The organism is Ruegeria sp. AH7 (assembly GCF_056541325.1).
In genome coordinates this window covers 18,047-30,472 of the sequence record NZ_JBQFYF010000001.1, presented here as the reverse complement: position 1 = coordinate 30,472, position 12,426 = coordinate 18,047, and the positions used below count along the sequence as shown (strand labels likewise).

Annotated in this window: 11 protein-coding genes; all 11 read left to right on the top strand. The window is 55.9% G+C overall.

The genetic code is table 11. The annotated features are described in order from the left end of the window. The first annotated feature begins 13 nt into the window (after window positions 1–13). The 11 genes from ACR0JX_RS00135 (at window position 14) to ACR0JX_RS00085 (ending at window position 12,425) form a co-directional block, all read left to right on the top strand. Entirely contained in the window at window positions 14–664 is a 651-nt protein-coding gene (locus ACR0JX_RS00135; RefSeq protein WP_475220598.1) for a hydrolase, read from the top strand. A 132-nt stretch (window positions 665–796) separates the two neighbouring features. Further along, window positions 797–2,530 carry an amidohydrolase gene (locus ACR0JX_RS00130; protein ID WP_480540340.1) on the top strand — a complete coding sequence of 578 codons (1,734 nt, stop codon included), beginning with the start codon at window positions 797–799 and terminating at the stop codon, window positions 2,528–2,530. Window positions 2,531–2,554: 24 nt separating this feature from the next. Then, entirely contained in the window at window positions 2,555–2,863 is a 309-nt protein-coding gene (locus ACR0JX_RS00125; protein WP_480540338.1) for a GNAT family N-acetyltransferase, read from the top strand. Next, window positions 2,847–4,457, top strand: coding sequence for an MFS transporter (locus ACR0JX_RS00120; RefSeq protein ID WP_480540336.1), 1,611 nt, complete (start codon window positions 2,847–2,849; stop codon window positions 4,455–4,457). The genes ACR0JX_RS00125 and ACR0JX_RS00120 overlap by 17 nt, the downstream gene beginning before the upstream one ends. Then, the gene (locus tag ACR0JX_RS00115) at window positions 4,454–5,356 is read left to right on the top strand and encodes an efflux RND transporter periplasmic adaptor subunit (protein ID WP_480540334.1); all 903 of its coding nucleotides are present in this window, start codon (window positions 4,454–4,456) and stop codon (window positions 5,354–5,356) included. The genes ACR0JX_RS00120 and ACR0JX_RS00115 overlap by 4 nt, the downstream gene beginning before the upstream one ends. Before the next feature lie 55 nt (window positions 5,357–5,411). After that, complete coding sequence (locus ACR0JX_RS00110) at window positions 5,412–5,864, top strand: (2Fe-2S)-binding protein (RefSeq protein ID WP_480540332.1); 453 nt, start codon at window positions 5,412–5,414, stop codon at window positions 5,862–5,864. 1 nt (window position 5,865) lies between these two features. Next, on the top strand, window positions 5,866–8,046 hold the full coding sequence (locus ACR0JX_RS00105; protein ID WP_480540330.1) for a xanthine dehydrogenase family protein molybdopterin-binding subunit: 2,181 nt from the start codon (window positions 5,866–5,868) through the stop codon (window positions 8,044–8,046). Between the two features lie 912 nt (window positions 8,047–8,958). Then, entirely contained in the window at window positions 8,959–10,278 is a 1,320-nt protein-coding gene (locus ACR0JX_RS00100; protein ID WP_480540328.1) for an ABC transporter substrate-binding protein, read from the top strand. Between the two features lie 79 nt (window positions 10,279–10,357). Then, the gene (locus ACR0JX_RS00095; protein WP_480540326.1) at window positions 10,358–11,305 is read left to right on the top strand and encodes a carbohydrate ABC transporter permease; all 948 of its coding nucleotides are present in this window, start codon (window positions 10,358–10,360) and stop codon (window positions 11,303–11,305) included. Next, window positions 11,302–12,240 carry a carbohydrate ABC transporter permease gene (locus ACR0JX_RS00090; protein ID WP_480540324.1) on the top strand — a complete coding sequence of 313 codons (939 nt, stop codon included), beginning with the start codon at window positions 11,302–11,304 and terminating at the stop codon, window positions 12,238–12,240. The genes ACR0JX_RS00095 and ACR0JX_RS00090 overlap by 4 nt, the downstream gene beginning before the upstream one ends. Further along, on the top strand, window positions 12,237–12,425 hold the full coding sequence (locus ACR0JX_RS00085; protein WP_155150119.1) for a hypothetical protein: 189 nt from the start codon (window positions 12,237–12,239) through the stop codon (window positions 12,423–12,425). The genes ACR0JX_RS00090 and ACR0JX_RS00085 overlap by 4 nt, the downstream gene beginning before the upstream one ends. Window position 12,426 lies beyond the last annotated feature (1 nt).

The following is a 12,426-nucleotide window of genomic DNA, read 5'->3' as shown; positions in this document are numbered from 1 at the left end:
ACGGAGAAGTCAAATGTCGAAACACGAAATGATCACACCTGAGAACGCGGCCCTTGTGCTGATCGACTTTCAGCCCGCGATGTTCCAGGGCGTCGAAAGCCATGATCGACTGTCGGTGATGCACAACGTTCAGATTCTTGCCAAAGGCGCGAAACTGTTTGGTTTGCCGACCGTGATCTCAACCGTCGCGAAAGACAGCTTCTCGGGCCCGTTCATGCCTGAAGTGACCGATCTGTATCCGGATCAGGAAGTGATTGACCGGACATCGATCAACTCTTGGGTTGATGAAAACTTCCGCAAGGCAGTTGCTGCAACTGGTCGCAAAAAGATCGTGCTGGCAGGTCTGTGGACTGAGGCCTGTGTTATGTTCCCGACGCTCGACCTGCTGCGTGAAGGCTATGAAGTCTATATCCCGGCTGATGCGTGCGGCGACGTCACGCCCGAGGCCCACGAGCGCGCAATGGATCGTCTGGTTCAGGCGGGGGCGGTTCCGATGAACGCGCTACAGTTCGTCTTCGAGCTTCAGCAAGACTGGGCACGCGGCGAAACCTACGATGGCGTAATGGATATCCTGAAAACGCATACGCCATACGGTATCCAGGTTCGCTTCTCGAAGTGGGCTTTAGGTGAGCACGCCTCGGAAGCAGGTATCGCTGCAGAATAATCTGCCGCGCCACGCCCGCTCGGCCCCCTCATCCCTCCCCGTGGCTCCGAGCGGGCGATTTCTCAAACCTCCCTCAATCTGTTCCCCTCCGGTGGGCGCAGACCACTCCCGCTTTGCCAAAGGATCTGCACCATGGCCGCCCCAGACAAGATACTCTTCAACGGCAAGATCACGACAATGGATCCCGAAAGGCCCGAAGCAACGGCCGTGGCGATTTCAAGGGATCAGATCACCGCCGTTGGAACGGACAAGGACATGCTTGGGCTTGCGGGCCCCGAAACCGAGACCATTGATCTGGGCGGTCAGCGTGTAGTTCCCGGTTTGATCGACAGCCATACGCACATCATCCGACAAGGAAACAATTTCGCTATGGAGCTGCGTTGGGACCACGTTCCGTCGCTTGCTGACGGACTGCGTATGCTGAAGGCTCAGGCAGAGCGCACTCCTGCTGGGCAGTGGATCCGCGTGGTTGGCGGGTGGTCGATTGATCAATTCGCCGAAAAACGTCTGCCAACGATTGATGAAATCAATGCCGTCGCCCCGGACGTGCCTGTCTACGTGTTGCATCTCTATGATCGGGCGTGGCTGAACAAAGCCGCCCTGCGTGCAATCGGCATCGACAAACATTTCTACGAACCCTTTGTCTCGGGCCGTCTCGAGCGGGACAACCAAGGCAACCCGACAGGTCTCGCGATGGCGCGCCCGAATGCGCAACCGCTTTACGCCCTTTTGGATATGGCACCCAAGCTGGATTTCGAACAGCAGGTCACCTCGACCAAGCACTATTTCAAGGCGCTGAATGGTCTTGGATTGACCTCGGCTTTGGATTGCGCGGGTGGCTTCCTGAACTATCCCGACGACTACGGCGTCATCACCGAGTTGAACAAACGCGGCGAGCAAACCGTGCGCATCGGCTATCAACTATTTGCGCAGCGCCCAATGTTCGAACTGGATGACTTCAAACGCTGGAATGACATCGTCAAGCCAGACGAAGGCAACGACTACCTGAAATGCGTGGGCGCAGGCGAGATGCTGGTCGCTTCGGCTTATGATTTCGAAGATTTCAGCTACCCGCGCCCCGATCTGCCCAAGCGGATGGAAGGGGACCTCAGGCCGGTACTCGAGTTTCTGTTCGAAAACCGCTGGCCGATCCGCTTCCATTGTACTTACGAGGAAAGCGCCCACCGGTTGCTGAGCCTTATTGAAGAGGTCGGGCGTGACAAAGGGCTGGAAGAGCTGAATTGGATTTTCGATCACGGTGAGACGATCTCGGAGTCAACCATGGAATGGGTTGCTCGCCTGGGCGGCGGTATCAGCTATCAAAACCGCATCGCTTTCCAAACCACAGCCTATCGCGACCGTTACGGTGAAGACGCCCTTCGCGAGGTCATGCCGGTCAAGAAGATGATGGCCTCGGGTGTGCCTCTGGCTGCTGGTACGGATGCGACGCGGGTGTCGTCGTACAATCCGTGGTTGGCTATTCATTGGGCCGTTTCTGGCAAGGGTCGTGGCGGAGACGTCATCTGGAGTGCGGCGAACCGTTTGGATCGCCACGACGCGCTGCGTCACTGGACCGCCGCCGGGGCTTGGTTCAGCCGGGAAGCGGGCAAGAAGGGCCAGATCAAAGCGGGGCAATGGGCGGATATCGCGGTACTCGACCGGGATTATTTCTCGATCGCCGAGGATGAGATCACCGAGATCGAGGCCGATCTGACGCTTACGGGCGGCAAGATCGTACATGCCAAGGCCCGTTTTGCGGCGCATGCGCCGACCCCGCTGCCAGAGCTTCCAGATTGGTCACCCGTTCCGATTTTCGGTGCACCCGGTGCTATGACGCAAAGCCAAGGCAGCCTTGCCGCTGAATAGCGGCAAGACCTCAGGAGATTTCCCATGTTGGACGACCAAAAGCTAAAAATCACCTACAGCGAAAGCGACACGAAAGCACGGTACGGCGCTTCGGTGTCCGGGATCGTGAGCGAGGCGGAACTGACGCTGTCAAAAGTCACGCCCAGCCTCGTTATCGCGGACCACACCTTTGTCCCGGAAGAGTTGCGTGGTCACGGCTTGGCGCGGACGTTGGTCGCGCAACTTGTGGCAGACGCGCGCGACAAGGGTCTCCGCATTGTGCCTCTATGCCCGTTTGTACGGTCCTACGCTGAAAGAAACCGCGAGGAGTTGGCAGATGTCATCCAGTGGTAGCATCGCAAAACCTGCACCTGCGGCATCAAACTCGGCTTGGGCCCCGTTCAAACATCGGGCGTTTGCGCTTCTTTGGGTCGCGACCCTGATCTCCAACGTCGGCACGTGGATGCATGATGTGGGCGCTGGGTGGCTGATGACGACGCTCAACTCATCTCCGGCAGTTGTCTCACTCGTGCAGGCGGCAACTACCCTGCCAGTGTTCATCTTCGCCTTATACGCTGGTACGCTGGCGGATCGGTTGGATAAACGTAAGCTGTTGATCACGGTGAACGTGGTGCTTCTGATACTGGTGTCGGTGCTGACCGTGCTGGTTCAGCTCGAACTGGTAACACCGACGCTGCTGATCCTGTTCACACTGGCCATCGGAACGGGCACCGCCTTCATGGCTCCGGCGTGGCAAGCGATCGTGCCAACTTTGGTGCCACGTGATGCGTTGCAACCAGCCATTGCGTTGAATTCAATGGGCATCAATATCAGCCGCGCGATCGGCCCTGCCTTGGCGGGCGTTTTGATTGCATCGGTCAGTTTGGCGGCGCCTTTTGCGGTCAACGCGGTCAGCTATCTCGTGATCATTGGCGCTCTGTTGTTGTGGAAGCATGACGGCGGTGTATCGAAGACATCTCAGCCCGTGTTCAACGCGATGATGACTGGCATGCGGCACGTCGCACATAACGGCCCACTCAAGGCAACGTTGATCCGGTCCTTTGCCTTCTTCATCTTTGCCTCTGCCTATTGGGCTTTGCTGCCGCTGGTCGTACGGACGATCGAAGGCGGCGGGGCGGCGCTGTATGGTTTGTTGCTGACTTTGATCGGTGCTGGGGCTGTTGTGGGCGCTTTGACCCTCCCGCAGTTCCGCGCGAGGCTTGATGCAAGCACGACAGCGGCAGGCGGCACCATCGGCACTGCCGTTGCCATGGCAATTCTCGCAACGGCGACAACCCCCCCACTAGCCTATATGGCTGCCCTGTTAGGTGGCTTTAGCTGGATTGCCGTTCTCACCACGTTCAATGTGTCTGCGCAGACCGCGCTGCCCAATTGGGTCAGGGCCCGAGGGTTGGCCGTAAATCTAATGGTCTTCTTCGGGTCAATGGCGTTTGGATCAGCGCTCTGGGGCCAAGTGGCAACGGCAACATCTGTTTCAGTCACCTTGCTGATGGCAGCAGGCGGTTTGATCGTCGGCTTGACCCTGACGCGCAATTTCCAGCTTGGTCAGGGCGAAGATCTGGACCTGACGCCCTCTATACATTGGCCCGCACCGCAAGTTGCCATTGAAGAGAACGGCTTGGCATCCCGCGGCCCTGTCATGGTCGAAGTTGAGTATCGGATTCGACCCGAGGACGAAGCTGCGTTCTTGTCCGCGATTCAGGAGTGGTCAGGCGAGCGTTGGCGCGACGGAGCCTATGACTGGCGCATTTTCCAAAGTGCAGAAGAGCCTGAGCTATGGGTCGAAGCCTTCATGGTTTCATCTTGGGAAGAACATCTGGCCCAGCATGAGCGTGTGTCACATCAGGATCGGGACCTTCAACAGACTGTCGCAGCCTTCGATATCCGTGAAAGCGGGCCCGTCGTTCGTCATCTGATCGCACCATGATGAGAGTATTTGAGATGCTATCGACATTGGTCATCACAAAACCCTTTCTTTCGACCACAGTCCTTGTGGCGCTGTTCTGGGCCCATGCACCTAAGCAGGCATCCGCGGGTGGTGCGGAGTTTGAAGGCCGTATCGAAGCAGTCGAACGGTCGGACGTCTATAGCCGGGCGGAGGGCATCGTCGAAGAAGTGCTGGTTGAGCAAGGCGAGTATGTCGAAGCGGGCGCGCCATTGCTGCAGCTACGAAACGATCTGGAAAGATTGGCGGTCGATGCTGCGAGTGCAGAGCTGGCCAAGGCCGATGCTCTGTTGCTTCAAGCCCGGGATAGGTTGGAACGCGCAGCCCAACTCTCGACGCGCGGGGCGGCGACAGAGGTTGCCTTGTTGGACGCTGAAACCAATCTGGCTTTGGCTGAGGCTGAAAGGAGCTTGGCGGAAACCGAGTTGGAGATCGCACAAACGAACTACGAGGACACGCTCATACGTGCGCCGATCTCAGGACATGTGGAAGACCCGCGTGTTGGACCAGGTTCGCTGGTTGAGTTCAATTCTGGCGACCCGCCCCTGTTTCAACTCGTAAATCTCAACCGCCTGCGCGTTGTGTTCGAGCTTCCCTATGCCCAATGGGTTTCAGGGCTGAACACGACTAACACGCGCTCAGAGGAGTTATCAAAATCTGGCTGGTTCCATGTTGAAACGGAGATCGGTCAGGTTCTGTCAGAGGCAATTCGGCTCACTGGATCAGCGGTCTGGTTCGATGAAAACAGCGGAAAGATACGTGTCTGGGCAGATCTGGAAAACCCCGACCAAACGTTGCGACCGGGAATGAAAGTTCGTGTAACGCCCATGGTCCACCCAGTCACCAACGCCGACCAAGACCACTCCATGGTCAGGCCATGACGAAATCCACTCCACAAGATCCCATCAACATCAGGCATCACAAGGACTGTTCCAAATGATCAAATTCGAATTGAACGGCCGACCCGTAGAGGTTGATAACCCCCCTGACGAAATGTTGCTGCTGGTCCTTCGAGATACGCTCAAACTCAAGGGTACTAAGTACGGATGCGGCGCTGCTATGTGTGGGGCCTGCACGGTACATGTGGATGGTGTGGCGAGCTTTGCGTGTCAGATGTCGGTCAGCGATGTGGAGGATGCGCAAGTCACGACGATCGAAGGATTATCCGAAGACGGCTCGCATCCTGTTCAGAAGGCCTGGATCGAAGAACAGGTCGCACAATGCGGCTATTGCCAGTCCGGGCAGATCATGCGCGCGGCAGCACTTTTGGCGGACAACCCATCCCCCACACGACAGGAAATCGTCGATGAGATGAGTTCGAATCTTTGTCGATGCGGAACCTACAACCGAATTTTCAAAGCCATCGAACGCGCAGCCAAGGAGGTTTGAGATGACCATGACCGTGAACCGCCGAGGGTTTCTTAAAGGCGCTGCTGGACTGACATTTTTCATCGGTGCGGGTGGCATCTCATCCGTCCGGGCTGAGGCAGCAATTGGCACACTGGATGTCAATCATTGGTTGACGATCCAGGCCGATGGAAGCATCCGGATCGTCTTCCCCTCGACCGAAATGGGGCAAAGCAGCTACTCCACACTGCCACAAATCCTTGCTGAGGAACTCGATGCAGCATGGGACGACGTTGAGATCGAACAGCTGAACGCTGATGATCGACGCTTTGGAAATCAGCTGTTTGGCGGTGTTCTATATACGGCTGGCAGCACCGGAACGCAGTTCTATTTTGACCCGATGCGCAAGGCGGGCGCGCAGGCGCGCGACGTTTTGCTGCAAATCGCAGCACGTGAATGGGCTGTGGACAAAGCCAGCCTTAGGACCGAACCAAGTGTTGTTTTGGGTCCCGATGACCAACAGGCCAGCTATGGTGAACTTGCGGCGCTCGGTTTGACAGATGTGACGGTGCCAGACGTTGCAACCGTGCCGCTGAAAGATGCATCCGCGTTTCGGATCATCGGGCAAGATCTGCCGCGTCGCGATGTTCCGGCCAAAAGCACAGGTCAGGCTGAATACGCGATCGATGTGGAAGTGCCCAATATGGCCTATGCGGCTGTTCTACGTGCACCAGTCGAGGACGAAGTACCGCTTTCCATCAACGACGACGCCGCACGCGAAGTACTGGGTGTCATTGATATCGTGACGGTACCGGACGGTGTTGCCGTGGTCGCGGAAAGCCTGTGGTCTGCCTTGGGCGCACGGGGTTTGCTTGAGGTCGAATGGTCCACCACCTCACCCTTCCGGACCTCAAACAGCGAAGAGACGCTGGCCGAATACGCCGCCGCTGTCAGCGCTCCCGAAGCGTCGGGGGCAACCTGGGCCGAGAAAGGCGACGCCCCTTCCGCCATTGGCAAAGCTGACCGTCTGTATTCACAGCTCTATCTGTCGGACTATGCTTACCATGCTCAGATTGAGCCGATGGCGGCTGTCGCTGATGTCGACGCGGACGGGCAAGGTGCTGAGATTTGGGCGGGCACACAAACGCAGTCGTGGACTGCGCGCACTGTGTCCGAGGTGTTGGGAATCCCCGTCGAAAACGTTCGACTGAATATGATGACAATGGGTGGAGGCTTTGGTCGACGCACAGCCCTGATGCAGAACTATGTTCGCGATGCAGTACTGTGCTCGAAAGCTATCGGACGCCCAGTCAAAGTGATCTGGCCGCGTGAAGACGACGTGAAGCAGGGGACTTTCCGCCCGATTGCAGCCCAAAAGCTTGAGGCCGGCCTGACAGCGGACGGAAAACTGGACGGGTGGTATCACAAGGTCGCCACACCAACCGTGATCGGATTTTTCAATCCCGTACGTTGGGATGCGGTGAACCCCAACGATGTGATCTCGATGCGGGGTGCGGAGAGCAAATTCTATGGGATCAAGGATTTCCGCGCCGATCACCTGATCATGGACCGACACGCCCGCCTTGCGCCCTATCGCGGTATTGGTGCGTCCTACACGGCCTTTGCGGCAGAATGCTTTATGGACGAACTGGCAGAACAAGCCGGGCGGGATCCATTGGAGTTCCGGCTAGATCTTGTTTCCGAAAACCCGCGTGGGCGACACCTGATTGAGAAGGTGGCCGAGATGTCGGATTGGCAAAATCGGGGTGATCGAAACCTAGGGCTTTCTTTCGCTGGCTACAGCTCCTCCATGGCCGCAGGTGTGGCGGAAGTTGAAGTTGACGCGGACAGTGGAGAGATCCAGATTACCAACTTCTGGGCCGCGATAGATGCGGGCCTGATTGTCACGCCGGACAACGCTCTCAATCAGATCGAAGGTGGTATCGTGTTCGGCATCTCGATGGCTCTTTCCGAAAAGATCGACATCGAAAACGGTGAAGTGGTGCAGAGCAATTTCTGGGACTACGAGATCACACGCGCGTCGCAGATGCCAGAAATTGAGATCTACGTCGCAGAGGTTGATGCGCCGCCTGTAGGTGTTGGCGAGGTCGGCACGCCGATGGTGCCTGCGGCCATCGCAAACGCGTTCTATGCCGCGCAAGGCAAGCGCCTGCGCCATATGCCGTTTACGCCGGATCGCGTCACCGCCGCGCTGGAAACGTAGGGGCCTAAGGATGCTGCCAGTCATTTCCTTTGACCGGCGGCGGATTGACCAGAGGTCCTTTCAAACTGCCGTCGGTTGTGACGCTAACCCTACTTTGTGCAGCGCAAACTGTTGCCGCGAATGCCTACTCATAGAGGTCTTGAACTGCCTTTAAGAGGCCTCCTGAAAGTTCTTAAGGATAAATCATGCCACAAAACCTAGACATCATTGCAACCTGCAGGGTGTCCTGAAATTGGCTTACACTTTGTTCAATGCGAGAAGGTCTGCTTTCAGTTCGCACCACAATACAAAACGCCCCCACAGTGCTCTGGGCTATCGCCCGCCAACGCCCGAAACCATCATCCCGATGGATCATAGGTCGATGATGTACTAACAATCAATTTGGATCAGTCAGATGAGGCTGTTCATCACCCGGAATCACCTCTCCTGCTCGCAGCTTCACGGTTTGCATATGCTCGGCACCTAAGTCTTTAATTGGGTAGCGGTTCAATCTTACGACAGAGAGCGTGTTCATATCACTGCACCTGACCAAATGAATTATGCACGATCCTGCGTGGTCCGTGCAGTTTGCACGCTATCTCCAATCCTCAAAGGTATCGAACAAATAATCTGCCAGAGCATCGCTAGCGGGTTCGCCAAGCCGGTCGCCGCATGCTGGCCGCGATTGTGAGCTGCGCTTATTTTAGTCGAATTGACCATTTAGTGCCTCACTGCTGAAAATACATTCGCATCATCGCAAACCAAAAAGCTCATTTAAAATCAATGGCTACAAAGCGAAATTAACGACCTTCTTTGTTCACTTGAGGTACGAACCTCAAAAATTTCTGGACTTGAGGTGCGTACCTCAAATAGCCTTGGAAGTATGCCGCGATTCGCACATCCTCGATTGACGGCGCAAAAAGGGAGGAATGGATGACTTACACAAAACTGGCCTCGGCCAGCGCAATAGTCCTTGCCGCTACTACTCTTTCTACCAAGGCAAATGCTGAAGATCTGACACTATGTTGGGCTGCATGGGACCCGGCCAACGCGCTTGTTGAGCTATCGAAAGAATTCGAAGCAGAATCCGGCCACACAATGAACTTCGAGTTTGTTCCCTGGCCAAATTTTGCGGACCGGATGCTGAACGAGCTGAACTCTGGGGGTAAGCTCTGCGACCTGCTGATTGGTGACAGCCAATGGATCGGCGGTGGCGCTGAGAATGGTCATTATGTCCAGCTGAACGAGTTCTTCGATGCTGAAGGCATCAGCATGGATGACTTCGCGCCGGCCACTGTCTACGCGTACTCGACCTGGCCCAAGGGTACACCAAACTACTATGCGCTGCCTGCGATGGGCGATGCAAACGGCTGGTTCTATCGCAAGGACTGGTTTGAAAACCCCGACATCCAGGCTGCATACAAAGAGGCGACTGGTCAGGACCTGCGTGAACCGCAGTCTCAGAAAGAGTTGTTGCAGATCGCTCAATTCTTCCAAGGTCGTGAGATCGACGGCAAGACTGTCTATGGGGCAGCAATCTTCACCGAGCGCGGCTCGGAAGGGATCACCATGGGTGTGACTGGGGCGCTGTATCCTTGGGGTTTCAAATACGAAAACACCCCAGGATCCTATGACATGGAAGGCGCCGTAAACTCACCCGAAGCGGTTGAGGCTCTGGAATTCTACAAGGAGTTCTACAAGACAGCGACGCCCCCGGGATACACCAACTCTTACATGGGTGAGAGCTTGGACGCCTTTAAGTCCGGTCAAGTCGCCATGGCGATGAACTGGTTTGCGTTCTTCCCAGGTCTCTATGCCGACCCCAATACCGGCGGTGACAAGATCGACTTCTTTGTGAACCCACCCCAAAATCAGGCAGGTTCGACACTGGGCGGACAAGGTATTTCTGTCGTCAGCTACTCTGACAAACAGGACGCCGCACTTGAGTACATCAAGTGGTTCGCGCAGCCAGAAGTGCAGGCCAAATGGTGGGAGCTTGGCGGATACTCCGCACATAACTCGGTGCTGGAAGATCCCGGTTTCGTGGACAGCCAACCGTTTGCCGGTGACTTCCTGGAAGCAATGGGCGGTGTGCAGGATTTCTGGCAAGAGCCTGCTTACGCAGAGCTTCTGCTGGCAATGCAGAAACGCATCCATGACTACGTGGTTGCTGACCAAGGTACAGCTCAGGAAGCGTTGGACCTTCTGATCGAAGATTGGACGGAAGTCTTCGAAGACGAAGGCAAGCTGTAATCCGGACACAGGCCGGAGCGGGTGCAATCCCGCTCCACCTTCACCCGTGAGCCCTAAACCAACAAGAACTGGCAAAGAGATGTCTGACAGGACCGTAGATCGCGTTGCGCAGGCAACGCCCGAGCGAGTTGCGCGAAAAATCCGGGGATTATCCGACCGCGCGATCGCCTGGATTTTCATCTCCCCAACGATTTTTCTATTGCTGGCGATCAACATCTTTCCGTTGATTTGGACCATCCAACTGAGCTTTACCAACTACAAGGCCAACCGGATCGGGCGTGAAGTCAAAGATGTCGGTCTCAGGAATTACGAGCGTATCCTGACAGATTCTGACACCTGGCTGAATATGCAGGCGACGGCACACTTCCTGTTCTGGACGATCTTTTTCCAGGTCCTGATCGGGTTTACCCTGGCGTGGCTGATCAACAAGAAATTCAAGGGCAACGATCTTTGGACCACAATTATCGTGCTGCCTATGATGCTGTCTCCGGCGGTTGTCGGGAACTTCTGGAAGTTCCTGTATCAACCTCAGATCGGCCTGTTTAACTACATCGTGTCGTGGTTTACCGGCAAGGACCCATCGAGCTTTGAAATGCTGGGGTCCGTCACGTTGGCCCCATGGGCGATCGTGATTGTCGACACCTGGATGTGGACCCCCTTCGTGATGCTGATCTGTCTCGCCGGGTTGCGTAGTATTCCCGGCTACATTTACGAGGCGGCTGAGATCGACAGGGCCAGCAAGCTGCGGCAGTTCTTTACGATTACCATCCCAATGGTGCTGCCGTTCCTGATGCTCGCTGTGCTGTTTCGAGGGATCGAGAACTTCAAGATGTTCGACCTCGTGGTTCAGCTGACCGGCGGTGGGCCGGGGTCTGTTACGGAACTCACTTCGATCAACCTGAAACGCGAAGCCTTTGAAAAATGGCGTACAGGCTATGCGTCAGCCTATGCGATCATCCTTTTCGTCACCGTGTTCGGCCTTGCGTCGATCTACGTCAAAGCCCTGAACAAGGTGAAACAGAGATGAGCAGTTTTTCCGTCACAGAACCTTCGAACCGGTCCAAATGGATCGCAGGCTTCCTGGTCATTACTTATGCGCTGATCACGATGATCCCGCTGGTGTGGATCTTGCTGACAGGCTTCAAATCCCCGGCCGATGCGATCAGCTATCCACCCAAAGTGGTCTTTGACCCAACGCTTGAAGGCTACGTCAACCTCTTCACCACGCGCACACGGCAGACGCAGGAGTTTCTGGAAGCGAACCCACCGCAGAATTGGACCGATGAGATTGTCCGCCAGTACGACATGGTGATTGTCGGGCCGTCCAAGTTCGGCGAGCGCTTTATGAATTCGGTTATCATCGGATTTGGCTCGACTTTCTTGAGTATCTTCCTTGGCACGCTGGCCGCCTATGCGTTCAGCAGGTTCAAGGTCCCGCTCAAGGATGACCTTCTGTTCTTCATTCTTAGTACAAGGATGATGCCTCCGGTCGCTGTCGCCATCCCGATATTCCTGATGTTCAGAAACCTCGGCTTAAGCGATACGCATCTGGGGATGATCCTGCTCTACACGGGAGTGAATATTTCCCTGGCGGTTTGGTTGCTGAAAGGGTTCATCGACGAAATCCCCAGAGAGTACGAAGAAGCCGCCCTCATAGATGGCTACACGAGGTTTCAGGCCTTCTACAAAGTGGTGCTGCCGCAAGCCGCCACAGGCATCGCGTCAACTGCGATCTTCTGCCTGATCTTCGCCTGGAATGAATACGCGTTTGCCGTGCTGCTGACATCCGCGAATGCACAGACTGCACCTCCGTTCATTCCGACCATTATCGGTATTGGCGGCTTGGACTGGCCTGCTGTGGCAGCAGGTGCCACGATCTTCCTGATCCCCGTCATGATTTTCACCATCCTGATGCGCAAACATTTGCTGCGTGGGATCACATTCGGAGCCGTACGCAAATGAGCGAGTTTCTGACCGGATTACTACGGCTCCGCCGCGGTCCATGGGAGATGGTCGCAACCATCCTAATCGCACTAGGTGTCTTTATGCTCATGCAACCCTTTGTCCTTTGGGCCTTCACATACTCTTTCATCGTCACGCTGATCGGAACCGTCATGTTCATCATCGTCAGCCATTTCCCGGAGTAGA